Annotated in this window: 22 protein-coding genes and 1 riboswitch; of the genes, 14 read left to right on the top strand and 8 right to left on the bottom strand. The window is 38.5% G+C overall.

From position 1 onward, the window contains the following. Positions 1-81 precede the first annotated feature (81 nt). The gene (locus tag ANA7108_RS28275; RefSeq protein ID WP_026104285.1) at positions 82-567 is read right to left on the bottom strand and encodes a hypothetical protein; all 486 of its coding nucleotides are present in this window, start codon (positions 565-567) and stop codon (positions 82-84) included. Between the two features lie 274 nt (positions 568-841). On the opposite strand from ANA7108_RS28275, the gene ANA7108_RS0118135 reads away from it, so the two are divergent. The 4 genes from ANA7108_RS0118135 to ANA7108_RS0118120 all read left to right on the top strand — a co-directional run bounded on the left by ANA7108_RS0118135 (position 842) and on the right by ANA7108_RS0118120 (position 4,779). After that, positions 842-1,531, top strand: a complete 690-nt coding sequence (locus tag ANA7108_RS0118135) for a TIGR04283 family arsenosugar biosynthesis glycosyltransferase (RefSeq protein ID WP_026104284.1) — start codon at positions 842-844, stop codon at positions 1,529-1,531. Between the two features lie 65 nt (positions 1,532-1,596). Further along, the gene (locus ANA7108_RS0118130; RefSeq protein ID WP_016952229.1) at positions 1,597-2,355 is read left to right on the top strand and encodes a TVP38/TMEM64 family protein; all 759 of its coding nucleotides are present in this window, start codon (positions 1,597-1,599) and stop codon (positions 2,353-2,355) included. 49 nt (positions 2,356-2,404) lie between these two features. Then, complete coding sequence (locus ANA7108_RS0118125) at positions 2,405-3,067, top strand: TVP38/TMEM64 family protein (protein WP_237741528.1); 663 nt, start codon at positions 2,405-2,407, stop codon at positions 3,065-3,067. Between the two features lie 164 nt (positions 3,068-3,231). Beyond that, a complete protein-coding gene (locus ANA7108_RS0118120) occupies positions 3,232-4,779 on the top strand; it encodes a mercuric reductase (protein ID WP_016952227.1) in 1,548 nt (515 codons plus the stop codon). Between the two features lie 24 nt (positions 4,780-4,803). Here the strand turns inward: ANA7108_RS0118120 and ANA7108_RS0118115 are convergent, their stop codons facing one another. Then, positions 4,804-5,061 (bottom strand): hypothetical protein, encoded by a 258-nt coding sequence (locus tag ANA7108_RS0118115; protein WP_016952226.1) that lies wholly within the window; start codon positions 5,059-5,061, stop codon positions 4,804-4,806. A gap of 251 nt (positions 5,062-5,312) precedes the next feature. On the opposite strand from ANA7108_RS0118115, the gene ANA7108_RS0118110 reads away from it, so the two are divergent. The 4 genes from ANA7108_RS0118110 to ANA7108_RS0118095 all read left to right on the top strand — a co-directional run bounded on the left by ANA7108_RS0118110 (position 5,313) and on the right by ANA7108_RS0118095 (position 10,826). After that, a complete protein-coding gene (locus tag ANA7108_RS0118110) occupies positions 5,313-6,908 on the top strand; it encodes a peptide ligase PGM1-related protein (RefSeq protein ID WP_016952225.1) in 1,596 nt (531 codons plus the stop codon). Between the two features lie 336 nt (positions 6,909-7,244). Then, positions 7,245-8,480 (top strand): LL-diaminopimelate aminotransferase, encoded by a 1,236-nt coding sequence (locus ANA7108_RS0118105; RefSeq protein WP_016952224.1) that lies wholly within the window; start codon positions 7,245-7,247, stop codon positions 8,478-8,480. A gap of 143 nt (positions 8,481-8,623) precedes the next feature. Further along, complete coding sequence (locus tag ANA7108_RS0118100; RefSeq protein WP_016952223.1) at positions 8,624-10,111, top strand: AAA family ATPase; 1,488 nt, start codon at positions 8,624-8,626, stop codon at positions 10,109-10,111. After that, positions 10,104-10,826, top strand: a complete 723-nt coding sequence (locus ANA7108_RS0118095; protein WP_016952222.1) for a hypothetical protein — start codon at positions 10,104-10,106, stop codon at positions 10,824-10,826. Before ANA7108_RS0118100 ends, ANA7108_RS0118095 begins: the two co-directional genes overlap by 8 nt. Positions 10,827-10,850: 24 nt before the next feature. Here ANA7108_RS0118095 and ANA7108_RS0118090 read toward each other — a convergent pair whose 3' ends face one another. Then, positions 10,851-12,161 carry a voltage-gated chloride channel family protein gene (locus ANA7108_RS0118090; RefSeq protein WP_026104283.1) on the bottom strand — a complete coding sequence of 437 codons (1,311 nt, stop codon included), beginning with the start codon at positions 12,159-12,161 and terminating at the stop codon, positions 10,851-10,853. A gap of 73 nt (positions 12,162-12,234) precedes the next feature. Continuing rightward, on the bottom strand, positions 12,235-13,869 hold the full coding sequence (locus ANA7108_RS0118085; RefSeq protein ID WP_016952220.1) for a sodium:proton antiporter: 1,635 nt from the start codon (positions 13,867-13,869) through the stop codon (positions 12,235-12,237). A gap of 88 nt (positions 13,870-13,957) precedes the next feature. Then, a riboswitch (Fluoride riboswitch) is annotated at positions 13,958-14,021 on the bottom strand. A gap of 220 nt (positions 14,022-14,241) precedes the next feature. Between ANA7108_RS0118085 and ANA7108_RS0118080 the strand changes: the two genes are divergently transcribed. The 5 genes from ANA7108_RS0118080 (at position 14,242) to aspS (ending at position 20,617) form a co-directional block, all read left to right on the top strand. Continuing rightward, entirely contained in the window at positions 14,242-15,105 is an 864-nt protein-coding gene (locus ANA7108_RS0118080) for a zinc metalloprotease HtpX (protein WP_016952219.1), read from the top strand. 119 nt (positions 15,106-15,224) lie between these two features. Beyond that, on the top strand, positions 15,225-15,617 hold the full coding sequence (locus ANA7108_RS0118075; RefSeq protein WP_016952218.1) for a hypothetical protein: 393 nt from the start codon (positions 15,225-15,227) through the stop codon (positions 15,615-15,617). Between the two features lie 639 nt (positions 15,618-16,256). Beyond that, entirely contained in the window at positions 16,257-17,261 is a 1,005-nt protein-coding gene (locus ANA7108_RS0118065) for a mechanosensitive ion channel family protein (protein WP_016952216.1), read from the top strand. After that, positions 17,258-18,595 carry a DUF2254 domain-containing protein gene (locus tag ANA7108_RS0118060; protein ID WP_016952215.1) on the top strand — a complete coding sequence of 446 codons (1,338 nt, stop codon included), beginning with the start codon at positions 17,258-17,260 and terminating at the stop codon, positions 18,593-18,595. Before ANA7108_RS0118065 ends, ANA7108_RS0118060 begins: the two co-directional genes overlap by 4 nt. A 234-nt stretch (positions 18,596-18,829) precedes the next feature. Beyond that, positions 18,830-20,617, top strand: coding sequence for an aspartate--tRNA ligase (gene aspS / locus ANA7108_RS0118055; RefSeq protein WP_016952214.1), 1,788 nt, complete (start codon positions 18,830-18,832; stop codon positions 20,615-20,617). Between the two features lie 527 nt (positions 20,618-21,144). Here the strand turns inward: aspS and bioF are convergent. The 3 genes from bioF to ANA7108_RS0118035 all read right to left on the bottom strand — a co-directional run bounded on the left by bioF (position 21,145) and on the right by ANA7108_RS0118035 (position 23,829). Next, positions 21,145-22,314 carry an 8-amino-7-oxononanoate synthase gene (gene bioF, locus ANA7108_RS0118045; protein WP_016952212.1) on the bottom strand — a complete coding sequence of 390 codons (1,170 nt, stop codon included), beginning with the start codon at positions 22,312-22,314 and terminating at the stop codon, positions 21,145-21,147. Positions 22,315-22,447: 133 nt separating this feature from the next. After that, on the bottom strand, positions 22,448-23,086 hold the full coding sequence (gene ruvA / locus ANA7108_RS0118040; protein WP_016952211.1) for a Holliday junction branch migration protein RuvA: 639 nt from the start codon (positions 23,084-23,086) through the stop codon (positions 22,448-22,450). Beyond that, positions 23,083-23,829 carry a sucrose-phosphate phosphatase gene (locus tag ANA7108_RS0118035; protein WP_016952210.1) on the bottom strand — a complete coding sequence of 249 codons (747 nt, stop codon included), beginning with the start codon at positions 23,827-23,829 and terminating at the stop codon, positions 23,083-23,085. Before ANA7108_RS0118035 ends, ruvA begins: the two co-directional genes overlap by 4 nt. A 379-nt stretch (positions 23,830-24,208) precedes the next feature. Between ANA7108_RS0118035 and ANA7108_RS0118030 the strand changes: the two genes are divergently transcribed. Further along, on the top strand, positions 24,209-24,424 hold the full coding sequence (locus ANA7108_RS0118030) for a chlorophyll a/b-binding protein (RefSeq protein WP_016952209.1): 216 nt from the start codon (positions 24,209-24,211) through the stop codon (positions 24,422-24,424). 263 nt (positions 24,425-24,687) lie between these two features. Here ANA7108_RS0118030 and ANA7108_RS0118025 read toward each other — a convergent pair whose 3' ends face one another. Continuing rightward, a complete protein-coding gene (locus ANA7108_RS0118025) occupies positions 24,688-25,200 on the bottom strand; it encodes a hypothetical protein (RefSeq protein WP_016952208.1) in 513 nt (170 codons plus the stop codon). Positions 25,201-25,656 lie beyond the last annotated feature (456 nt).

Raw genomic sequence — 25,656 nt, 5'->3', positions numbered from 1 at the left:
AAAATGCAAAGGCTGGATCGATTTTAGCGCTTCTTTAGGGTTAGAGAAGGAAAAATATCACGGTTGCAATAAAAATCAGTCTCAACCTAGAAAGTTTTTCCCTTCTAGACATTGCCTGATAAATTTATTGATAGTGTAAATATCATGTCGAATATCTTGGGCTTTGATATAGTCGGTGTGAATTGGGATAGTTTTTAGAGATTTCAAAATTAGGACAGGACGACCAACTTGACCGAAGCGTTCCTGATATTGTTCGATATCAGCACGCTCAATATCTGCAAATGCATACTTTGTAACTGTGATATTACTTAAACTTTTGGATTCTATAACTACCTGACTCATGTTTTTATCGAAACTACAAGTAACTTCAGGAGTTAAGACTTGAGAACTGGTCACAGCAATTAAAAAAATTAGAAATATACCGTAAATTAAATGTGCGTCTCCTCTTTGTTGAGTTAGTGAACCTGGTATAAAAAATACTTGATACAAATAAAAACTGAGTTGATAAACTAAAAAGATAATTAACAACCCTGCAAAAAACCAGGTCTTATTTGGTTTGTGTTTCATTACCAATTTATCGTCAGTTAGTGTCAATATCTTCATTATCACCTCGTTATATAGGAATAATATTTGATTTATGAAAAGATACGTAGGGTGCGTCAGACTCCATAAATTCTATTAATAAACAGATTTGTAATATCTGACGCACCCTACAATACCTAATTTTTTTCAAAAATCAAATATGACTTCTATATATACTTTTAGGTATGACTACATAATTTCTTGCTGATTTTACTGAATATTGATGATTATCCCATTTATTTTATACAATTTAAACATCATGAATCAAAATATCACGACGGACAGAATTTCTATTATTATTCCCGCACTTAATGAAGCGAGTAATATCAAAGCAACATTAGCTAGTACTGAATCCAGCACTAACATAGAAGTGATTGTAGTTGATGGTGGTTCAAAAGATAATACACTACAAATAGCTCAATCATTAGGTATAAAAGTCATCTCTTCTCAGCCCGGACGTGCTATGCAAATGAATGCCGGTGCGGCCATAGCTAGTGGTGAAATTCTGCTTTTTCTCCATGCTGATACCTGTTTACCATTCGGGTTTGATGAAATGATTCGCACCACATTACAACAATCTGGGACTGTAGCTGGTGCTTTTGCATTGCGGATAAATGCACCAAACTGGGGACTAAGACTGGTAGAATGGGGAGTGAGATGGCGATCGCACCTTTGGCAAATGCCCTACGGCGACCAAGCTATTTTTTTAACTAAAGCCACATTTAAGCAAATTGGCAGTTTTCCTGAATTACGGATTATGGAAGACTTTGAACTGATCCGACAGCTAAAACGCTTGGGTAAAATTGCTATCGTCTCCGTGCCTGTCATTACATCTCCACGGAAATGGCTAAAACAGGGAATTCTCACGATTACCATACTTAATCAAATCATCATTCTTGCATATTTACTCGGTGTTTCACCAGATCGAATTCGCAGTTGGTATCGATAAGCATATCTCACTACAAACCTTTAATTGCTGACGTTATTTTACTTAGTAAAAAGTAAATTTATCTCATGAAACCAAAGAGTAAATTCCGATTAAATCTCCAATTATTATTATTAGGTTTTCTGGTAGTGACTTTAATAATTGCTGCTAAAAACTTCCAGCTTCAAGAAAATCTCCATACTTCGGTTGTCTGGATTCAAAATCTGGGATTTTTTGGACCAATCGTTTTTATCATCATTTATAATTTAGCAACACTGCTATTAATACCTGGTTCCCTGCTAACACTAAAAGGTGGTTTTATATTTGGTGTATTTTGGGGTTCTATATATGTATTAATTGCGGCAATTATCGGGGCAACCTTAGCTTTTCTTGTGGGAAGATACCTATCAAGAGATTGGATTTACCAACAGCTTGAAAAACATCCTAAATTTAAAATTATTGACCAAGCCGTTGCTGAAGAGGGATGGAAAATTGTCTTGCTGACACGTCTTTCTCCCATTTTTCCTTTCAATTTATTAAATTATGCCTTTGGCATTACACAAGTTTCTCTCAAAGATTATATATTAGGTTCTATTGGCATAGTTCCTGGAACTGTAATGTACGTTTATATGGGTTCTATTACCGCTAATATTGCCATGATTAGCACAGCCCATCAATCAACAAATCCAGAAACTCATATTTGGCAATGGGTAATGCAATCTGTAGGATTATTAGCCACAATTACTGTGACTATCTACATTACAAAAATTGCTCAAAAAGCTTTAGATAAAAGTGTACAATCTATAGCAACTAAGAATCATGAAAACTCTTCAAAAACCTTAAATTAAAGTTTAAATAATTAAACTCTTTCTACAAAAAATCTAAATGTTGGCAAATATGAATATTCAAATTTTATTACAAGCATCTCTTAATTTATCTGATTTGCATCCACAAGAAATCATCAAAAATGCACTATACTGGATTGATGGACTGGGTACAATCGGAGCAATAGCTTTCATTGGTATTTACATTATTGCTACTATTGCTTTTTTACCAGGCTCAATTCTTACATTAGGATCTGGTGTTGTTTTTGGTGTAGCTTGGGGTTCTGTTTATGTATTTATTGGTGCGACACTCGGTGCTACAGCCGCATTTTTGGTTGGACGTTATCTAGCTAGAAATTGGGTAGCTAAAAAAATTGCAGATAACAATAAATTTGTTGCTATTGATAAAGCAGTGAGTAAAAAAGGCTTAAAAATTGTCTTGCTGACACGACTTTCTCCCATTTTTCCTTTCAACTTATTAAATTATGCCTTAGGAATTACAGGAGTTGCTTTTAAAGACTATTTTCTCGGTTCTGTAGGGATGATTCCGGGAACAATTATGTATGTTTACCTTGGTTCCTTAGCCGGAAATATAGCATTAATTGGTACAGAAGCTCAACCTACAAATCAGACTCTGACATGGGTTATTAAAATTGTGGGTTTTATCGCTACATTAGTTGTCACTGTTTATATTACCAGTGTGGCAAAAAAAGCTTTAGATGAAGAAGTTTTGTAAAAAAAAATCTCATTTATAATTGATATTATTCGTTTAGCTAGGAATTGTTAAATACAAAACTGACAAAATATTTTTCAGGGTATATTCATAGTAATGATAACAGATTAACTACAGACTAAAATCAAAAACATAGTTTATACTTCACCCTTTAGAGGTAATACATAATGTCTACTACAGAATTTGAGAGAATTACAGTTTTACCAATGGATGAATACAATCAAAATTTGGTTGCTAATGTTCATCCCTCAAATTGGGTGAATCCGCAACCTGCTGATGATTATGATTTGGTAGTAATTGGTGCAGGTACAGCAGGATTAGTTGTGGCTGCGGGTGCTGCGGGGCTGGATTTGGGTTTAAAAGTAGCATTAATTGAAAAGAATCTCATGGGTGGAGATTGCTTGAACGTAGGTTGTATACCATCTAAATCTTTGATTCGGTCAGCTCGTACAGTTGGGGAAATGTGGAAAGCTAAGGATTTAGGTATTAATATTTCCCAACATATTGAGGTTGATTTTGCTACAGTTATGGCAAGAATGCGGCGCATTAGGTCTAGTATTAGTGATCATGATTCAGCAACAAGGTTTAAAAATTTAGGTGTTGATGTCTTTTTGGGTGAAGGTAAGTTTGCGAGTAACAATACTGTCCAGGTTGGTGACAAAACTCTGAAGTTTAAAAAAGCTGTGATTGCAACTGGTGCAAGAGCCGTTAAACCGGCAATTAACGGCTTAGAAACAGCAGGTTATCTAACTAATGAAACAGTTTTTTCCCTAATTCAAAAACCAGATAAATTAGCAGTAATTGGTGGAGGACCAATTGGTTGCGAATTGGCACAAACATTCCGCCGTTTGGGTTGTGAAGTGACATTATTTCATAGTGGTTCTCATATCTTAAATAAAGAAGATGGAGAAGCAGCAGCAATTTTACAACAGGTTTTGATTGCTGAAGGTATTCGCTTAGTACTGAATTGTAAGTTAGAAGAAGTGGTGACAGTTACGGAAGGAAAACGGCTTTATTTTTCTGTGAATGGTCATCGAGATTCTGTGACTGTGAATGAAATTTTAGTAGGTGCTGGACGTGCGCCAAATGTCGAAGGTTTGAATTTAGAAATGGTGGATGTTGAGTATGACAAACACCAAGGTGTGAAGGTAAATGATTATTTGCAAACAACAAATTCTAAAATTTATGCGGCTGGCGATATCTGCATGGATTGGAAATTTACCCATGCAGCAGATGCAGCAGCGCGAATTGTGATTAAAAATATGTTATTTTCACCCTTTGGTGTGGGACGCACTCAACTCAGTCAGCTGGTGATGCCTTGGGTAACATATACTGACCCAGAAATTGCTCATGTGGGGATGTATGCAGATGAGGCAGAAAAAATGGGTATTGATATCACGACGATTAAGATTCCTTTTAGTAGTGTAGATCGTGCGATCGCAGATAGTGAACAATTAGGATTTCTGAAAATCCACCACAAAACGGGTTCAGATCAAATTCTCGGTGCAACTATTGTCGCTACTCATGCGGGGGAAATGATTTCGGAAATAACCACCGCCATGGTCAATAAAATCGGTCTTAGCAAACTCAGTAGTGTGATTCATCCTTATCCAACTCAAGCTGAAGCAATTAAAAAAGCAGCGGATACTTATCGACGAACATTACTAACACCAAAAACTAAAAAAATCTTGGAATTTCTCACCAAATTTTCTTGATTTTTTAATTTTATTGACTCTCTTTTATAATTCTGATGCCGTATCAGGAGCAATGATTTCCCCAGTACCCAATTTTAAAATCATATCCTGGTCGGTAATCAGTTCATTGAGTTCTTTCACTCTTAAATTCATTTTTTCACAGGCTTGACTTAGTTCTTGAGAAAATTTTTGGAGATTATCACCATAGCCACATTGATAAGCTGCCGTTTCTATTCCCAAATTGGCATTAGCTCTAGCACAATCTACAAGTTCTGTACCATGTAATGGTGTTGAAGATACCATAAACGTAGTTATTCTTGAATACGCGGATATTTACATTGACTGATAGAATATCAGCTAGTTAAAATAAATTCATCCCTCTAATTAAATAGATCGGGATATGGGGATCAATAATTCATCATTCAAAATAGAGCTTAATTTAGACTGATTTGATTAATTTACAAAAAGATACACTCAAAATCAGCATCTTAACTCCTCCTTAGGATATACCTGAGATAGTGAGTCCGCATTAGGATCGAGTCAGGGTATGGGTTATGGTAAAAATAAATATTTCTGAGTTAGAACAGATTGATAAGTTTCGCAATTTACAATTAACTTTACGCGATCGCTGGAAAACAAGCGAGCTATTTGACAACAGCGAAGCAGATATTTTAATTATCCCTTCTTTGAGCATCGACCAACGGGAACTACAAAAGGTAGAAGGTTGTGAACATTATGAAGAAAGATTACTGTTTTCTTTAATCCGCTTACGAAATCCCTGCACCCGTTTAATTTATATTACCTCTACTCCCTTACATCCAAGTATTATTGATTACTATCTACAAATGCTGCCAGGCATCCCATTTTCCCATGCTCGGAATCGTTTATTACTACTTTCTACATATGATTCTTCCCTTAAACCTCTCAGTCAAAAGATTTTAGAACGTCCTCGTTTAATAGAACGAATTCGCAAAGCTTTACGGTTAGATAAAGCTTTTATGACTTGTTATAATTCCACCTTTTGGGAAGCAGAATTATCATTGCAATTAGGTGTACCCCTTTATGCGGCTGCACCAGATTTACAGATTTGGGGGACAAAAAGTGGTAGTCGGCAAATTTTTGCCCAAAGTAATGTACTTCATCCAGATGGTAGCGAACTAATTAGAAATTCCTCAGATTTAGCTGTAGCAGCGGCTAATTTATGGGAACGTCAACCAACATTAAAACGGATGGTAGTTAAGCTAAATGAGGGCATTTCTGGGGAGGGAAATGCACTATTGGATCTCCGTCCATTGATAGATGTTGCACCCGGTCAAGGTTCTCATGGTGAAAGAGTAACAGCAATTAGCCATCGCTTTTCAACTATGCGCTTCCAAGCCCTAAAAGAAACCTGGGCAAATTTCTCTCAACGTATCCCAGAATTAGGTGCAATAGTTGAAGCATTTGTAGAAGGAGAAATTAAGCGTTCTCCCAGTGTACAAGGACGCATTACACCCGCTGGAGAAGTAGAAATCCTCTCCACCCATGACCAAATTCTCGGCGGACCAGACGGACAAATTTATTTAGGTTGTCGCTTTCCCGCAGATGCCAGCTATCGAATAAAATTGCAAGAATTAGGCTTAAAAGTCGGCAAACAACTGGCACAAAAAGGCACATTAGAAAGATTTGGTCTTGATTTTGTCACAGTTGATCAAGGTAATGGTAAGTGGGATATTCAAGCAATTGAAATTAACCTCCGCAAAGGTGGAACTACTCACCCTTTTATGACTTTGAAATTATTAACTAATGGCAACTATGATTTATCCAGTGGCTTATTTTATAGCCAGCAAGGACGAGCTAAATATTATATTGCCACAGACAATTTACAAAAAGATAGCTATCGAGGATTACTACCTAACGATTTAATGGATATTATCGCCCATCACAGATTACATTTTGATAGCGGAACCGAAATAGGTACAGTATTTCATCTTATGGGTTGCCTTTCCCAATTTGGCAAGTTGGGATTAACTAGTATTGGCGATTCTCCCCAACAAGCAGAAGATATATATAACAAAGTTATCGAAGTTCTGGATCAAGAAACTAGCGGCGATAATAATAGTTATAGCCTATTTTCAGATTTTGCTTTTCCCTTTGCTGGGGATGTCTAATTAATACCAATTCAAAATTAAACATATTCCGAAGAGGTAGTTGTTGGCAAGGTTTAATATCGTGTGCGGTTAAAAACCAGGACTTACGCAAAATATCTCTCAAACCCTCTTTTTTTTGGGAGCATCCCAATTTTGCAAAAATATACGCAACTAACCCAAAAAACCTGTTAAACCTCTTACCTTCGCGCTCTTCGCGTCTTCGCGGTTCGTTTTTTCCGTTAGTCTTGCGTAAGTCCTAAAAACTTACAATTAAGACTGATGGTTTAAGTTTTTTTGATAAGTAATTAAGTGAACATGATATAAGCTGATAAAAGTGCATTTTTTTCAATATCTAATATGGCAACCATTAACGACAACTACCTGAAGCTAAAAGCCGGTTATCTATTTCCTGAAATTGGTCGCCGAGTTAATAGCTTTGCACAAGCCAATCCTGATGCTAAAATCGTCCGGTTGGGTATTGGTGATGTCACCGAACCTTTACCAGAGGCTTGCCGCACAGCTATGATTAAAGCTGTGGAAGAAATGGGCGATCGCACAACTTTTAAAGGATATGGTCCCGAACAAGGTTATGCTTGGTTAAGAGAAAAAATCGCCACCCATGATTTCCAAGCACGAGGCGCAGCGATAGAAGCTGATGAAATCTTCATTTCCGATGGTTCTAAATGCGATAACGGCAATATTCTCGATATTTTTGGTCATGATAACACCATAGCCGTAACCGACCCAGTTTATCCCGTGTATGTCGATACTAACGTGATGGCGGGAAACACCGGGAACGCCAACGATAAAGGCGAATTTGACGGTTTAGTTTATCTCCCTGTCACCGCAGATAACAACTTCACCGCAGAAATTCCTACCCAAAAAGTTGACTTAATTTATCTCTGCTTTCCCAATAACCCCACAGGTGCAACGGCGACGAAAGAACACCTAAAAGCCTGGATAGATTACGCAAAAGCCAACGGTTCAATTATCTTCTTTGATGCGGCTTACGAAGCTTACATTACCGATCCTACCCTTCCCCATTCTATCTATGAAATTGAAGGCGCGAGAGATTGTGCCATTGAATTTCGTTCTTTCTCCAAAAATGCGGGTTTCACCGGCACACGTTGCGCTTTAAGTGTCGTTCCCAAAACACTCACCGCTAAAGCCGCAGATGGTTCTAATGTGGAATTGTGGAAACTGTGGAATCGTCGTCAATCTACCAAATTTAACGGTGTTTCTTACATCGTCCAAAGAGGTGCAGAAGCGGTTTATTCTGAAGCAGGACAAGCGCAAATCAAAGCTTTAGTAAGCTTCTATTTAGAAAACGCCAAAATTATCCGTGAACAACTCACCAATGCAGGTTTAAAGGTTTATGGTGGTGTGAATGCACCTTACGTTTGGGTGAAAACACCTCATGGTTTAACCAGTTGGGAATTTTTCGATAAGTTATTGCAAACCGTCAACGTTGTAGGAACACCAGGATCAGGTTTTGGTGCTGCGGGTGAAGGTTATTTCCGCATTTCTGCGTTTAACAGTCGGGAAAATGTGGAAGAAGCCATGAAACGCATTACTGAGAAGTTTAAGGTTTAGTATAATTCTGATCCTGATCTAGATTAATTTCTCGTAGGGGTTTAGCATTGCTAAACTCTTACCCATATCAAGCATATACGGTTTTTTAAATTTTTGGTAGACTTGAGTTATGAATATATTAATTGAGAGGTAAATTTATTATTATGAAATTAATCATCAAAAATTTGGGACCTATTAAAAACAATACTCAAGCCATTGATTTATCTAAAGATTTTTTTGTATTTGTTGGTAGAAATAACAGTGGTAAAAGTTATGTAGCTCAATTATTATGGGCAATTTTTAATCAAGAGATAATTCATAAATTTGCACGTAATAATTTAGATATTATTGATAATCAATTTCTTGAAAATGTCAACTATGTAGAAGTGAATTCTGAAGTACTGGGACAAATTTTGGATAGATATAGCTTGTTTTTGCAAAAAGAAACGAAAAAAGAGATATTTAATACAGGTAATAAGTCAAAAATATTAAATAATGTTGAGATTAATTTTGATTATGAAATATCTGAATTAAAGGAGCAACCAGTTCAAGTAGTTGTCAAAATAGCACATGATGAAGAGGATACATTAGAGTATATAGAAGTTAAGAAAGAACAAGATCATTTAATATATAGATTTGAAGAAAAACAACTACCAGAAACTATTAAAGAAATAATTCCTAAAAAATATTTAGACCGAGATTTACTGGATGAAAAGAAATTTCTGCTAATTTCGACAATAATTAGAACAATGTTGAAACATCAGCATGAGACTTTTTTCTTACCTGCTAGTCGAATTTTCTTTCCTACATTCTATCGTTATATTTATGAGGTTGATAGAAAGCAACGTGAACAAGATATCAAAAAACTTGTAGATTTACTGGAAAATCGTCGAAAAAAAGGTAAAATTGAATTATCGGATGTTGAAGAATTAGATGTTTTTAAAAGAAAATATACAGAACCGATGAATCAGGTTTTTGAAAAACTTTTTTCTCTAAATATTGAAGAAAGTGTTGAAGAACATTATATCAATCTTGTTCAACAGTTACAAGAAATTATTGGAGGTGAAATATTACCTATTAGTCTGAAAGGAATTAGTATAATAGAATTATATTTTAAAATTAATTCAATTGATCAACCTTTACCGATGTATTTAGCTTCTTCATCTGTTAATCAATTAACACTTATTTATTTATATTTAAAATATTGGGCATCAGAAAAAGATAATTTTTTAATGATAGATGAACCAGAAGTTAATTTACATCCTGAAAATCAGATTAAACTCTTAAATATATTAATCCAGTTTATTCAAAGTCAAACAGGAAATAAAGTATTAATCACAACCCATAGTTCAATTTTAGCCAATGCTATTAATAACAATATATATTTGGATATTCTGAAAAATCAAGATGGTATTAATGTAGAACAAATTATTGAAGATAATCAATTAAAATATGTTGATTCATCTGTATCTATAGCAAAAGAAAAGGTAGGTGTTTATTTCTTCACAGGTGATAAAATTATTGACTATGAAAGCAGTGATTATGGAATCTATTTTAGAAACTTTAGAGAAGTTGAAAATAATTTAGATAAATCGCTTCGCATTCTGACTGATTATATCTACAGTCAAGAAGATGAGGTTGAAGATGAGTAAAAGTAATAGGAGTAAGTATTTTTTAAATAATCCCAACAATACAAATATTCCTTTACTCAGGGATGAATTACACAAAGCTTTATCTAAAGAAGAATTTATTGTTGAAATTCCTGTGACTGAAGATGAAATTATTGAAATTACTGAAAAAAATGCTAATGCAAAATTGAAAAAGGTATCTATTCAGAAATTAAACTATGTTGACGAGAAGTGTCAAGTAAAAAAAATTTGGAAAATTAACTTAGAAAAAGATATACCGGGTATCTCAACTAGCAGCAGAACTACGGAATGCGCTATTTTAGTTTTACAAAAGTATGAAAGTAGTTATAGGTTAAATATTATTTTAATTGAATTAAAATCTAGCATAGACAACAAAGAATTAGAGAAAATTGAAGAAAAGTTTAGTTCTGCAATGTCGAGAGTATGTATGTTACTTGTTCTCAATAATCACTTAAATCCAAAGCAAGGTTATAATGAAGAAGAAATATATGTAGATTTTAAAGGAATTTTATTTTATAAAATATTTTCTGAAAAAAGAAAGTCTGAAGGTGAGAATTATAGCCAACTGTATTCAATTTTACATACTTCTAACAAATCAGGAACATTAACTTGTCAGACAATTTTAAGAGAACAAGATAAAATCAAAGTTCAGTGTTTTTGTCATCAAGATAATGATTTAGAAACAGAAATCAGGAAAAATTTAAAAGATTTGTTATAATCAATTAAGCATTATCAAATAAATTTACTCATCTTTAATATCATCAGATTGTTCAGCTTTCACCTGTTTATAAGTAGCCACAGTCAGCCCTTCTTGCAAATGCACAGAAGAATACTTATTCAAACCAATACGCTGTGCAGTGTAAATTCCTGAATGTCCCGAAAATAAATAACTCACCACACAACCAATACCAATATATACACCCGATTCCAATCCAAAGAGTTCAATTCCCATTAATGTGGAAGCTATAGGTGTATTCGCTGCACCGGCAAACACACCGACAAATCCCATTCCTGCTAATAGTGGTGTCGGTAACGCCAAAAATAACGATAAAGCATTACCTAAAGTTGCACCAATAAAAAACAACGGTGTCACTTCTCCTCCTTTAAAACCTGCACCTAAAGTTAAAGCAGTGAGACTCAATTTGGCTGCAAAATCCCAAGGAGATAGGTGAGTTTGAAAAGCATCAACAATGGTGGGAATACCAAGTCCAATATATTTGGTTGTACCACTCAAACCAACAATTACGGCAATTATCGCACCGCCAATTAAAGGACGAAGAGGAGGATATGATATCTTAGTTTTAAATAAATGATTGATTTTATGTGTTACTTGAGCAAAAAGTCTTGCTACAATTCCAAAAATTATACCTGCTATAATGGCAGCTATTAGCCCCCAAATTGTCATTGTGGGAATGATTGGAGCCTGTTGATATCCTGTATGATGTAAACCCCATAACAAAGTTACTTGATTGCCAACAATTGCGGCAATTAAGGAAGGAAAAAGTGCATCATAATGAATTTTACCAATTGCTAAAACTTCCAAACCAAACACAGTTCCAGCTAGGGGAGTACCAAAAACTGAAGCAAATCCGCCGCTGATACCAGCAGTTAACAAAATTCGCCGACTCGCTCCTTGAAAGTGGAATATTTTAGTTAATTGATCTGCTAAAGAAGCACCCATTTGTAATGCTGTACCTTCGCGTCCGGCTGAACCACCAAATAAATGTGTCAGGTCTGTTCCTAGTAAAACTAGAGGAGCCATACGGAAGGGAATAATATCTTTTGGGTTATGGATTTCTTCGAGTAAAAGGTTATTTCCTGCTTCGATACTCCGACCAAATTTATGATAAATTAAACCACTTAAAAATCCACCAATTGGTAGCAAGGTGATAATCCATTTGTGAGATTCTCGCCAATCTGTTGCCCATTCTAGTGATGCTAAAAGAGCAGCAGAAGCTGTGCCAGCAAGAATACCAACCACAAAGGAAATTGGCAACCATTTGATTAAGTGAGGTAAGGCAGTAAATATCTCAAATTGACGCAGGTATTTCATATACAAGAAACCAGTGTTTTCTGTAAGTTTTGCATTTGAATTGGCTAAGTTGTAGGGATGATTCGTGAATGATTTAAAAATCTTTAACTTCACGGTTTTCTAGCAAGATTACAGGTATGGGACTTGCTTCTAATACTGCTTGGGATACTGAACCAATCAGCACTTGCTCCCAAGGTTGATGTCCGCGTTTTCCCATGACAATTGCAGTAACATGATACTCTTGGGCGATGCGAATAATTTCTTCAGGAACCGCGCCGGTAACGGTTAAAAACTCATATTTAATATCTGATAGCAGCTTTTTGGCTTGTTGCTGTAATTGTTTAATAGCTGGCTCGTTTGCGGTGTTAACTACGTGTAAAACGATCGCATCTCCATTACTCCGACGGGCTAAATCTGCTACCTTTGTCAAGACTTCCGTCGCTAAATCTGAGGTATCCACCGCTGCGAGTAACAGAGTATGGGTAGCAACTGTCACCTTTGTGGGATCTACTTCTCCCCTGGTTAATAATTTGGGTGCAAAAGCCATAGTTGCCCAAGCGCCTAAAGGTGCAGTAGTTATAATCGAAAGGGCAGCGATCGCTAAAATGATCTCTCCTCCCGCTATACCTTGAGCTAGGGGAATCGCCCCAATAGCCGCTTGTACTGTGGCTTTCGCGGAGTTTCCCGGTAGCAAAAACAGTCTTTCGCGCCAATTCCAATTACTACCCAAAGTCGAGAGATACCAGCCCACGGTGCGCCCGATAAATAAACCAATCGCCAGAATTAAAATACCCGGTAACAAAATCTTAGACAATACTTGCAGTTGAATGCTTGCACCCAACAAGACAAACAGGAAAATCTCTGCTACTACCCATAAGCTATCAAACCCGCCTCGCAATCTTCTAGCTAAGGGTGCATCTAACTCAATTAAGAAGAATCCTAAAGCCATTGTCGCTAAATAACCAGAAAAAAACGGTAACCCATGAGCGACAATTACCAGAAATAAAGCTAACCCAGCAGCGATAATAGTATCTTGAACTGCGTTCTGTGTCCAGTTTTGTTTGGTTAAGAGCGAAACCAGCAACCGCGCGGCTAAATAACCGAACAACAGCCCCAAGCCTATCTGCATGATAATTTGTAACGGCAGGAGTTGCAAAGCTGTTAAAGTCAATCCGCCGAAAAGAGTAATTTTCTCAACTCCTCCTTTACCCAAAAAACTCAGCAAGAGGCTGAAGACTAGCAATAGCAGCACATCAGATAAGGCGCTACCAGTTAAAATTGCGTCGGGAATACCTTTGGTGACACCCCAACCTAAACTTTTCAGTCTCAGCATTCCCGGAACAATCACAGCGGGAGATTCAGCGCCAATTACACAGCCTAACAGCAAGCCAGTGGGAAAGTCTAACTGAAAAATTACCATAGAAGCGAGGGAAATAGCGATCGCTTCTGTAGTCGCCGGCAAAAATCCCAAACGCAGCGCCACACTTCCCTGTTGAGCCAGTTTTTCTCTATCTAACCCCAATCCCGCCTTCATCAGAATAATCATCACCGCCAAAGTTCTTAATTCATCGGCAGCATTTAACACATCTGCGCTGATAACATTCCCTACTTGAGAACCAAGCAAAATCCCCACCAATATCATCCCAATTAAAGGTGGAGCGCCTAACCGACGGGCAATTTGTCCCACAAAGAAGCCCATCAATAAAATCCAAATTATACTCAGTAACATTCCTAACTCCTGAAAGTGCGATTTGTAGATAGATACTTTCTACAGGGGAGTTAGGTTTTAGCCATAGCCTACTCTCCCGCAGCAAGTCGGAAAAGTAGGAACTATCAGCCTTTCAAAAGGCGGTTTTGGCGAGTTCCATCGCCGTTGATATCTTTAATCTACACTACATCATTTTGTCTTTAGTTATCCAAATTTATATGCCTAATTCGTTCATATTTCCCAATTACCAGCGGGAAAACCGTACTCCAATAACAGGTTTTCATCACTGTACCGGAAAGTTGAACTCGATACAATCAAGAAGTGGCTAAAAAGATGCTGTTTTCCAAACAAAGTTAAACAAATTAACACAGCATAAGTAGGAGAGTTATCAATATGGGAAATCAACTAAAAACCGCTATGTTACTGGCTACTCTGAGTGGCTTATTAATTGCAATTAGTTATTGGGTAATTGGTGGTACGGGAGGCTTAATCATAGGCATTGGGTTAGCCGCAGTTACTAACCTGTTTTCTTGGTATCAATCTGATAAAATTGCCTTAGCAGTTTATCATGCCCAACCTGTTAGCGAAGCCCAAGCACCGGGACTTTATCGCATGGTAGAAAGACTGTCTGCACAGGCTAATATCCCCATGCCAGGAGTTTACATTGTTCCTGGACAAACTGCCAATGCTTTCGCCACAGGAAGAGATCCAGAACACGCTGCTGTAGCTGTCACTGAAGGGATTTTAAACATCCTCCCAGAGGAAGAATTAGAAGGTGTTATTGCTCACGAACTCACCCACATTATTAATCGTGATACCTTAACTCAAGCCGTTGCTGCAACTGTCGCTGGTGCGATTTCTTTCCTTGCACAAATGTTGAGTTATAGCCTTTGGTTTGGTGGCGGTTCGCGGGATAATGAAAGAGGCGGAAATCCTTTGGGAGTGCTGGCAACAGTCATGCTTGCACCCATAGCGGCGACAATTATTCAGTTGGCAATTTCCCGCACCAGAGAATTTTCTGCTGACGCTGGTGCTGCAAAATTAACAGGTAATCCCCGCGCTTTAGCTAAGGCTTTGCAACGGTTAGAAGCCACAGCCAAACAAATGCCTTTGAATGCTAATCCAGCTTTTGAACCATTATTAATTATTCATCCCATTTCTGGGCAGTTTTTGGGGAATCTTTTCTCTAGTCACCCAGCGACTGAAGCGCGTGTAGCAGCGTTACTTCAATTAGAAGGCCAACTTATTAGTCGTTGATAATCTGTCTTTGGTCATAAGTATCTTGGCAAATCCCCAATTAACTGATGACCAAATTATGATCATTATAGGTGCAATGTTCATCCGCAAGTAAACCTTACCAACAGGATGTGGCAACCATGACTACTAATAACATCGAATCTATAGAAATCGTAGAAATTAGTCTTCAAACCAGGGAAAACGCCAGGGAAAACGGACACACCGATGAAGTTAAGCAGGAAACTACAGCACTATTGGAAGCGATTAAAAAACGCGCCCAAGCTGAAGCTGAATCTGCTGGTACTCTCACCCGTGAAACCTATTTAAATGCTGTGCGTCAAGCACGGGAAGTAATTGAAAGAGACAAACTCATTGAACGCGATAGATTAGAATATTCTTGGGCGAGAATTCAAGAAGAATTGGAGAGAAATTGGTACTTAATGTCTAAAGATATCGCAGATTTTAGCGATCGCTGCCAAAATGCAGCCAAAGCCGCCTGGGAAGCCTTTAACGCCCCTCGTAATCAAGATTAAAGTGCGTGACGTGATCTAGGGATACAGCAATGCTGTATCCTTCAGTATTTTTAGGATTTCAAAACCAAACTTGTCCACCTAATTCTAAGTTTCTATCTCCGGTTTCTCCTCCCATTAGTGACATAAATAGGACTTACGCACTGTACAAATTGACCATCATGTGATTGAACAAAATTAGGTTGTTTCAGGCTTTGGAGGATGAAATTCAGATCAATAGCGATAGCTAAAAAATTGTCAAAAAACCAGGGTTAAATCCCTGAAATCCGTACCCCCTATTTGTTCCTTCCTGTCAATGCGTAAGTCCTAATAAAAATTAATTTCCCTTATGTCGATAATTCTAAACACAAATCTTTATTAGCATCTACTATTTCCACAAATTCATCATCTGTGAATTTTAATGATTTTGGTATTTGTAAACTTACTACATTCCTCAACCAACTTTCTCGCAGTTGGTCAGCCAGTAATTATCCCTCTGATCATGAAGCAGAGTTAGCCGGAGCGAAATCGATTCAAGCACTTCAGACAGAAATCGCAACGTTGCGGGGGGGGGAATTCAAGAATTATTGCATCAAAATTCACAGCGTTGACGTTAGCAAATATTAATTTAATTTAATTTAATTAAATGAGGAAAGTTTATTTATGAATGCAGAAATCTCCGCAGCTTGGGATAAAGTTGAAAGCATGATTAACGAGTTTATAGTTTTGCTACCGAACATTATCTTAGGGTTAATTGTCTTTATACTATTTTTGTTTATTGCTGGCAAAATTAAAGCAATGGTTAAGCAGGTAACTCGCAACCATCGCTACGCCGGAAATTTGGGATTAGTACTGGGAAGGTTAGCGAAGGGGGTAACAATTTTGATTGGGTTGTTTATTGCCCTTTCTATTGTGATTCCCTCATTTAAAGTTAGTGATTTGGTGCAACTTTTGGGAATTAGTGGTGTGGCAATTGGTTTTGCTTTCCGCGATATTCTGCAAAACTTCTTAGCTGGGATTTTAATTCTACTAACTGAACCGTTTCAAATTGATGACCAAATTGTGTTTAAAGGCTTTGAGGGAACTGTTGAAAATATCGAGACACGCGCCACAACAATCAGAACTTATGACGGTAGGCGGATTGTGATTCCTAACTCGGAATTATTTACCAATTCTGTCACCGTGAATACTGCCTTTGACAACCGCAGATTAGAGTATGATGTTGGCATTGGCTACGGCGACGATATTGACCTAGCCAAACAGTTAATGCTAGATGCAATGCATAGCGTCGATGAGGTTTTAAAAGATCCGGCTCCTGATGTACTAGCAATGGAACTAGCCGGAAGCACTGTCAATATTCGGGTGCGCTGGTGGGTTCATCCACCACGACGGGCAGATAATCTGATTTCGCGGGATAAAGTGATTACTGCTATTAAGAAAAAACTCGTTGCAAATGGCATTGATTTGCCTTTTCCCACACAACAAATTTTATTCCACAATCAGACAGAAGAGACAGATGGCGATCGCTCCCGTCAGCGTGAAGGTTGGCCATCTGGTAAAGGTGAAATACCAAAACCCCGCCGGATTAGCGATACTCTCAGGTTACTTGCTCAAAAAGATGATGGCAATAGTAAAGTAGATTCTGCAAAGGGCAATAATGAAACATGAACAATATCAAATTGGGCAAACTGTGGGATACGCTCCACTCAAGTTACTGGTTCATTCCATCAATTATGGCTATAATTACCACTGCGTTGGCATTCACAATGTTAAGGCTCGATCGCACAGATCAGGCGGTTCTTAGTTATTGGTGGAGCTACACTGGTGGAGCAGATGGAGCGCGATCGCTTTTAGGAGCAGTTGCAGGTTCAATGATTAGTGTTGCGGCTACTGCCTTTTCAATTACAATCGTGGCACTTCAGTTAGCTGCTTCCAATTTTGGACCACGTTTACTCCGTAATTTCATGCAGGACACTGGCAATCAAATTGTCCTTGGCACGTTTATCAGTACGTTTATCTACTGCTTGCTCATACTTCGCACTATTCATGGTAGTGGAGATGGATATAGTCAGTTTGTACCCCAGTTTTCGGTTACGTTCGGTATTTTACTCGCAATTATTAGCATCGGAGTCTTGATTTATTTTATTCATCATGCTTCTACAATAATTCAGGCTTCGCACATCATTGAGAACGTTAGTAATGACTTAGATAGAGCCATTGATCGCTTGTTTCCCAAAAAAATCGGACGTAGCATCCGATTCGGACAAGAAATTGCAGAAATACCTGACGATTTTGACTTGGTTGCAAGTCCTGTAATAGTTAATAAAAATGGTTACATACAAGCAATTAACGACGAAGAATTGATGAAAATTGCCCGAAAAAACAATCTTTTATTGCGCGTCGAGTCTCGTCCGGGAAAGTTTATTGTTAAGGAAAGTGATTTAGTTATGGTTTTTCCTGGTGAATTTGTTAATAAAACATTAGCCAAACAAATCAACGATTGCTTTATTTTGGGTAAAGAACGTAGCGAACAGCAAGATATCGAGTTTCCTATCGATCAGTTAGTAGAAATTGCCCTACGTGCGCTTTCTCCAGGGATTAATGACCCATTTACCGCAATTCGCTGTGTTGATAGACTAGGAGCAGGACTGTCCCGTTTAGCCCAAAAAGATTTTCCTTCACCCTACCGCTACGATGAAGATCATAAATTACGTGCGATCGCTTTTGGGGTAACATTTGAAGGATTGGTTGATAGTGCCTTAAATGGAATTCGCCAATATGCACGCTCTGATACATCAGTAACCATTCGTTTATTGGAAGCGATCAAAAATATTGCAACTTACACCAACAATCCCAAATACCAAGCAGTTTTACAGCGTCATGCAGAGATGATTTTGCGCGGTAGCCAAGAGGGTTTACCAGAAGAACTAGACCGCCAAGATGTACAAAAGGAATATGACAATGCAATTCAAGCTTTAAAAAATCAGACCTTAAACTCTTGAAACTGTCACCTATTAAGAGTCACCTACCTACAAGACTTTCTCAGCAAGTCCTAAGTATGAATTTGTAAATATAAAAACATATAATTTCCGAGAGAAAGACTGCCAAAGATTCGGTTTGGCAGATTGGCTGATTTTTCTGGGACTAAAACTACTAGAATTAGTATTGATGCTGGATAATGGGAAAGCTTTGACATTTACTAGCCAATCTAGCCCGGAAAAAAAGAACTAATTACTATGCGAACTCACTATTGCGGAGAACTCCGAAAAGAAGATATTGGAGAAACTGTTACTTTATACGGTTGGGTAGACCGTTACCGCGATCATGGAGGAGTGACATTTTTAGATTTGCGCGATCGCTCTGGGCTAGTCCAAATTGTCAGTGATCCACAACGTACTCCCGATTCTTACTCTGAGGCTAACACCTTACGCAATGAATATGTTGTCGCTATCACTGGCAGAGTTACCCAACGTCCCCCAGAATCCCTAAATCCCCGCATCCCCACCGGCGAAGTCGAAATCTACGCCGATAAAATTGAATTACTCAACACCATTCGCAAGCAACTACCTTTCCAAGTTGCTAGTGGTAACAACGATCCAGTCCGGGAAGAATTGCGGTTAAAATATCGTTATTTGGACTTGCGACGCGATCGCATGGCGCAAAATATGCAATTGCGTCACCAAGTCATCAAAGCTATGCGACGCTACTTGGAAGATTTAGAAGGTTTTATCGAAGTCGAAACCCCCATTCTCACCCGTTCCACCCCCGAAGGTGCAAGAGATTACATCCTACCCAGTCGCGTTAATCCCAATGAGTGGTTCGCTTTACCCCAATCACCGCAACTATTTAAACAATTATTGATGGTATCCGGTATGGATAGATACTATCAAATTGCGCGATGTTTCCGGGATGAAGATTTACGCGCCGATAGACAACCAGAATTTACACAATTAGACATGGAAATGAGTTTCATGTCTGAAAATGAAATTATTGAACTCAACGAAAAGTTAGTTTGTCATATTTTCAAAACCGTTAAAGGCATCGATTTACCCCATCCTTTCCCTCGTCTCACCTACGCTGACGCGATGAATAAGTATGGAAGCGATAAACCAGACACCCGCTACGGTTTGGAATTAGTTGATGTTTCTGATGTTTTAAAAGATTCTGGGTTTAAAGTTTTTCGAGAAGCTATTGCTAACGGCGGTATTGTCAAAATCCTCCCCATTCCTAACGGTAATGACGCAATTTCTAATGTTCGCATCAAACCAGGTGGCGACATCTTCAAAGAAGCAGCAGAAGCCGGTGCAAAAGGTTTAGCATATATCCGCGTTCGGGAAAATGGCGAAATTGACACTATCGGTGCAATTAAAGATAACCTCACACCCGAACAAAAGCAGGAAATCTTAACCCGTACAGGTGCAAAAGCCGGTCATTTGTTATTATTTGCAGCAGCTGATACCGCAACTGTAAACAAAACTTTAGACAGACTCCGCCAATTTGCAGCCAGGGAATTTAATTTAATTCCAGCAGATAAACTTAATTTACTCTGGATTACAGATTTTCCCATGTTTGAGTGGAATGCTGATGAAAAACGCCTGGAAGCATTACACCACCCCTTCACAGCACCTCATCCTGACGATTTGCACGACTTAAAAACCGCCCGCGCTCAAGCTTATGATTTGGTGTTTAATGGTTTTGAAATAGGTGGTGGAAGTCTGCGGATTTATCAACGCGAAATTCAAGAACAGGTGTTTGAAGCTATTGGTTTATCACCAGAAGAAGCACAAAGTAAATTTGGCTTTTTATTAGAAGCTTTTGAATATGGAACTCCTCCTCATGGCGGGATTGCTTACGGTGTAGATCGTTTGGTAATGTTGTTATCAGGAGAAGAATCAATTCGTGATGTCATTGCTTTTCCAAAAACACAACAAGCACGTTGTTTGTTAACAGATGCACCTTCAAGTGTAGATGCAAAACAATTAAAAGAACTGCACGTTGCTTCGACTTTCAAGCCTAAAGCCTAAGTAATATCGTGTTTGGTTAAAGACTTATCATTAAGGAACCGCGCGGAGAAGTGGAGACGCGGGGAAGTGGAGACGCGGAGACACGAGAACGCGGAGACACGGAGAGCTTTTTTGATAAGTAATTAGCCGATCATGATATTACAGCAGAATTCAGTAGAGACGTTCCGGTAGAACGTCTTGATATTTGATAGCGTAATACCATTTCTTTGTGAGCCTGCGCCAAATTTTTTGATCTTTTATTTCTTTCTTCGCGTCCTATCCCTTCGGGACGCTACGCGAACGCGCCTTCGCGGTTCGTTTCCTATCTAATTTGGCGCATCTTCATAGAGAATTGGTATAACGTGGCGTAAGCCATATTTTGATTTTCAGTTTGTACCTCCTGCAACTTCCAATCTGCTGTATATCAAGTCCGGCTAATTGCTGTTCAAACAAACTCCCCGCTTCCCTCCATCTCCGCGTCTCCCCATCTCCGCGTCTCCCCATCTCCGCGTCTCCCCATCTCCCCATCTCCACCTCTCCTTGTCTGGCTATAATTGCATTGATTTCAAAACTTCCACCAATTTCTCAATATGCTCTTTTTCATGTGTCGCCATTACAGATATTCTAATCCGACTTGTGGGGACTGTCGGAGGACGAATTGCAGGTGCAAAAATACCCGCTTCTCTTAACTGCTTTCCCGCATTTAACGCTGTCGCTGCATCAGATAATTGAAAACATAATATCGCTGATTCTGTAGGCAATAATTGTAAATTAGGTAAATGCTCTTTGATTAATTGTTTCAAATAATCAACATTCTGCCACAATTGCTGACGACGTTGGGGTTCTTGTTGTACTATTTTAATTGCTGCTAAAGCAGCTGCTGTGTCTGCTGGTGAAAGCGCAGTCGTGTAAATCCAACTAGGGGCGCGATTTCGCAAAAAGTCAATGAGGGCGTTACTTGCGGCTACATATCCCCCTAAACTACCCAAAGCTTTACTTAAAGTCCCAATTTGAATTAATTCTCTACCTGTACAGCCGAAATGTTCTACACAGCCAGCGCCTGTTTTTCCCATGACTCCAGTAGCGTGCGCCTCATCTAATAACAGCATACAATTAAATTCTTCAGCTAAATCTAGTAATTCAGGTAAGGGACATAAATCACCGTCCATGCTGAAGACGCTATCTGTAATTAGTAAGCAGCGTCGATAGTTGTGGCGTTGTTGCTGTAATTTTTCCAGCAGTACTGCAGTACTATTGTGCGGATATTCAACAATAGTAGCCCCGCTGAGAATTGCCCCGCTTTTTAAACTGGAATGATTATATTGATCAGATAAGATTAAATCTCGTTTACCGACTAAAGCTGTAATTGTACCTATATTAGCTAAATAACCAGAGCTAAATACTACTGCTTCTTCTGTTTGTTTAGTAGATGCTATCCCTTGTTCTAAATCTCTGTGTAATTCTCTATGTCCACTGAGTAATCGAGAACCTGTGCTACCAGTTCCAAATTCTTGAATCGCAGCAATAGCGGCTGTTTGTAAGCGTTCATCACCTGCCAGTCCTAAGTAGTCATTACTGGCAAAATTAATCACTTCTTGCCCAGATAAAAGCATAGTTGCACCAGGACGACCGTGAATTGCCTGTACTGAACGATACCAGTTAGCCTGATGTATAGTTGCCAGAGATTCCTCTATCCAAGCATAAGGATTATGATTCATTACTTAGAACTTAATACTCACAGGACTTACGTAAAATATCTCTCAAAGCCTCTTTCCTCCGTGAACTCTGTGCCTCTGTGGTTAGTTTTTCCGGGAGGTGTGCGTAAATCTTAACTCAGGACTCAATACTCTCCTACACTCCAGCTTCAGTATTGCTCAGATGTGCGATCGCTTGTTTAATCCAATCTTCCACATAGGCATCTTTGGGTAAACCGATATTTTCGCTGACTACGTGCAGAGCATGACTGACTTCATGGGCAGTATATCCCAAAGCAAAAAGAGTCATTTGCACTTCTTCTAAAATTCCTGGTGCAGGCCCACCTGTAGCCACGAAGAAGCCTGCTGATTTGCGCCACTCAATCAGTTTGCTTTTCAGTTCTAAACAAATGCGTTCAGCGGTTTTTTTGCCCACACCGGGAGCTTGAATTAACATTTGAGTGTTAGCCGCAATAATAGCTTGGACTAACTCTGGTAATTCTAAAGTATCCAACAGTGCGATCGCTAAAGCTGCACCAATACCAGTAACACTGAGCAAATGACGAAATAAATCCCGTTCTGAAGGGGAAGAAAAACCGTAGAGTAAGGGTACTTCTTCCCGAATCTGGTAATGGGTAAAAATTTGGACTATATCCCCAGTTGATGTCAATTGGTTAGCCAGACGTTGGGGAATATATAAATCATAACCCATGCCATTTACTTCTAACGTCAACATGACGCGATTAGAGCCAACCGTTTGCACACCAGCAACAATACCTTTGAGATAGCTAATCATTCTAGGAAACCAAAATATGTGAGTCCTTCCATAATCCCAGCAGCACAACGGTTTTGTGCGAGGTAACGGTAGTCCGCAGGATTCTGATTATGCCATTGGAGTAACTCTGGACGAGCATTTCCGACAATGATTCCCCGTTCCCTACCTACAGCGAATAAGGCAATATCATTACCCGAATCGCCACAAACAACAGTCTGCTCGGCTGCAAATTTCCACTTCTGACGGAGAAATTGCATTGCTTGACCTTTATCGCTGGTCAGGGGTAAAATGTCAAGGTCTATTCCGCTACTATAAATTAACTTTACATTTAATTTAGTTTTCTGCAACTCAGACTCAAGTTGTGGTAATATGCCTGACAATTCTGCCTTCAGGAAAAAGCTGACCTTGAAAGGTCGTTGTTCTGTATCTGGTTGTAGCACTAATTCTGGGAATTGCTCAGTGATAGATAAGATTTTTTGGCTATCCCACCCTTGAGACAAGATACTTGACCATTGTGGATCAGGATTGTTGCTACCATCTAAATAGATTTCTGTACCCACAGACAGAACGAGAGCATCTGGTGAAAAGAGATTTTTTTCCTGTTGGAGTTCTTGATATAGAGTTGGAGATCGCCCTGTAGAGTAAACTATCTTTGTCCCATGTTCTTCACGGTGTCTTTGCAAGCGATCGCTCAACTCCAATAATGCCTGATCATCGCCTACGAAGGTATGATCTAAATCGGTGACAAACAAAAAATTAGTCACAGCCAACTCCTTTTGTGAGGTTAATTAACAAAAAGTGTATGCTGTTTTTGCAACTTCTATATAGATATGATGGATGAGAAGTATTACAGCGCGTGATCCAGCTGAACTCGTCTATCTCACCCCAAGCGTCACCACCGATTTTTGAAAGACATCTGGTGGTAAATATTGTAGAAACGTTACATGGAGCGTCTCTACAAGGGTTTTGGGTCACACATATTTAAATTAGGTCGATGTCTAATAGACTAATCCGCCATTTCCGACAACCTTAGAGGCTGCATCTATTGGGTGTACGCAGACATCAGCCGCATTACAAGAAAAATTTACAAATATTAATTTTAATGTTACACTTCTTAACATAGAAGAAAAAAAGGATAAATCAATGCGTACAAATGCTGCTATTATTGATGACCAAGGCAAACTGAACAACTTTGCAATCGAGCCAAAAGTTTATGTAGACGAACAAGGCGAGCGCACTGGTTTCACCTCTTATGCAGAATTGCTCAATGGTCGTTTAGCAATGATTGGCTTTATCTCTCTCATCGCTTTAGAAGTACTGACCGGACATGGTGTTTTCGGTGTTTTGACAAATCTATAGGAATCTAGTTCGACAACTTACGCAACGCAGCCACACTCACTCATGAGAACAGCAGATATAGCTGATGGCTGACTGCTGTATTGAAAACTTACAAATATCTTTTTTGATGAAGATACCCCTTAGCCCACTTAAGTGGGCTAAGTCATTTTAGCCCTTGCGATTCTTGCTTTTTTACTCAGCACTGTTTTGGTAAGTTCAAAACAGATTCCTCTAGTTGCATTTAATAGGACAAATTTGCTTAACTGCTATACTCGCCTTAATGATCAATGTTGAATTTCTAAGTTAAGAATATAGTGTCCTAGTTGAACTTTTTCCGACCACAATTCATACTCCAACCGTAAAACCTCTGGTAAATTTTTTCCGATCAGATGTAAACTTCTAGTAAAATTACGTAGACGTATGGGTTTATTAGCTTGCAATGACTCCGTTGGTAACCAATAGCGACTAACGCCATAAACCCCCTGTTCCCAGAAATGTCGGTAACTAACCTGACCATTTCCTTGCATAGTCATAATTACTCGGTAAGGGGAAATCTCCAGCCACAAAATTCTGGGACTGTTAGGGGGAGAAGGGTTTTGATTGTTGTGGGTCAGAGTCTCTTCGGGATAAAGAGAACTTCCAACTTCACAACTAATTAAAGGTGGTGCAGTCAATAGTAGATGAAAGCGATCAGTATCTTTTTGATACAAAGTTCCAGCGGTTTCCACCACAGACCAGACTGGTAGGTCAGTGGAAATAATCGATAAGCACACGGGTTTGCGGTGATTGGTGAGCATGGGAGCAACAAGGGTGAGAAGCAATTGAATAAATTAAATTAACATTAGTACCACAGAACGGAACTAAGAGTCAGAAAAGCCGATTACACAAGCTTTTTACTAATTTTTAATCATGGCTTGACTTAAGTCATTATGTACTAGGGTATATACAAAACCAGTATTAGCCTACTGCTGTTTAAGCTAAAACCTGCTTAATATTAACTGAATCTACTGATTTATTAATCTAGACAAATTAGGAAACCAAAAATTCATCTCTGGAGGGAAAAAACAAAAATGGGAATTTTTATACAAGTAGGTAGTCTGAGAAGAATTTTCCCAAATTCCTCAGAATATATCCTCGAAGTAGAGAGATTGTTTTTAGATAACGAAAAGCGATAGGATACTAAAGATGAAGTCCCAAGTGACAAGTACATAAAAGTCACTAAAGATATTTTCAATCTATTTAAAAGCTAGTGT

Origin of the sequence: Anabaena sp. PCC 7108 (genome assembly GCF_000332135.1) — a bacterium.
GTDB lineage: Bacteria > Cyanobacteriota > Cyanobacteriia > Cyanobacteriales > Nostocaceae > Anabaena.
The sequence above is the reverse complement of the archived record's forward strand: the minus strand, read 5'-3'. Positions and strand labels throughout refer to the sequence as shown.

Excerpts from the sequence above, each read along its gene's own strand:
- ANA7108_RS0118025 (WP_016952208.1), bottom strand. The coding sequence starts at position 25,200 with ATGCTCACCAATCACCGCAAACCCGTGTGCTTATCGATTATTTCCACT.
- ANA7108_RS0118100 (WP_016952223.1), top strand. The coding sequence starts at position 8,624 with ATGAAATTAATCATCAAAAATTTGGGACCTATTAAAAACAATACTCAA.
- ANA7108_RS0118065 (WP_016952216.1), top strand. The coding sequence starts at position 16,257 with ATGAATGCAGAAATCTCCGCAGCTTGGGATAAAGTTGAAAGCATGATT.
- ANA7108_RS0118090 (WP_026104283.1), bottom strand. The coding sequence starts at position 12,161 with ATGAAATACCTGCGTCAATTTGAGATATTTACTGCCTTACCTCACTTA.
- ANA7108_RS0118130 (WP_016952229.1), top strand. The coding sequence starts at position 1,597 with ATGAAACCAAAGAGTAAATTCCGATTAAATCTCCAATTATTATTATTA.
- ANA7108_RS0118080 (WP_016952219.1), top strand. The coding sequence starts at position 14,242 with ATGGGAAATCAACTAAAAACCGCTATGTTACTGGCTACTCTGAGTGGC.
- bioF (WP_016952212.1), bottom strand. The coding sequence starts at position 22,314 with ATGAATCATAATCCTTATGCTTGGATAGAGGAATCTCTGGCAACTATA.
- ANA7108_RS0118135 (WP_026104284.1), top strand. The coding sequence starts at position 842 with ATGAATCAAAATATCACGACGGACAGAATTTCTATTATTATTCCCGCA.
- ruvA (WP_016952211.1), bottom strand. The coding sequence starts at position 23,086 with ATGATTAGCTATCTCAAAGGTATTGTTGCTGGTGTGCAAACGGTTGGC.
- aspS (WP_016952214.1), top strand. The coding sequence starts at position 18,830 with ATGCGAACTCACTATTGCGGAGAACTCCGAAAAGAAGATATTGGAGAA.
- ANA7108_RS0118125 (WP_237741528.1), top strand. The coding sequence starts at position 2,405 with ATGAATATTCAAATTTTATTACAAGCATCTCTTAATTTATCTGATTTG.
- ANA7108_RS0118060 (WP_016952215.1), top strand. The coding sequence starts at position 17,258 with ATGAACAATATCAAATTGGGCAAACTGTGGGATACGCTCCACTCAAGT.
- ANA7108_RS28275 (WP_026104285.1), bottom strand. The coding sequence starts at position 567 with ATGAAACACAAACCAAATAAGACCTGGTTTTTTGCAGGGTTGTTAATT.
- ANA7108_RS0118095 (WP_016952222.1), top strand. The coding sequence starts at position 10,104 with ATGAGTAAAAGTAATAGGAGTAAGTATTTTTTAAATAATCCCAACAAT.
- ANA7108_RS0118110 (WP_016952225.1), top strand. The coding sequence starts at position 5,313 with ATGGTAAAAATAAATATTTCTGAGTTAGAACAGATTGATAAGTTTCGC.
- ANA7108_RS0118075 (WP_016952218.1), top strand. The coding sequence starts at position 15,225 with ATGACTACTAATAACATCGAATCTATAGAAATCGTAGAAATTAGTCTT.
- ANA7108_RS0118115 (WP_016952226.1), bottom strand. The coding sequence starts at position 5,061 with ATGGTATCTTCAACACCATTACATGGTACAGAACTTGTAGATTGTGCT.
- ANA7108_RS0118105 (WP_016952224.1), top strand. The coding sequence starts at position 7,245 with ATGGCAACCATTAACGACAACTACCTGAAGCTAAAAGCCGGTTATCTA.
- ANA7108_RS0118085 (WP_016952220.1), bottom strand. The coding sequence starts at position 13,869 with ATGTTACTGAGTATAATTTGGATTTTATTGATGGGCTTCTTTGTGGGA.
- ANA7108_RS0118030 (WP_016952209.1), top strand. The coding sequence starts at position 24,209 with ATGCGTACAAATGCTGCTATTATTGATGACCAAGGCAAACTGAACAAC.
- ANA7108_RS0118120 (WP_016952227.1), top strand. The coding sequence starts at position 3,232 with ATGTCTACTACAGAATTTGAGAGAATTACAGTTTTACCAATGGATGAA.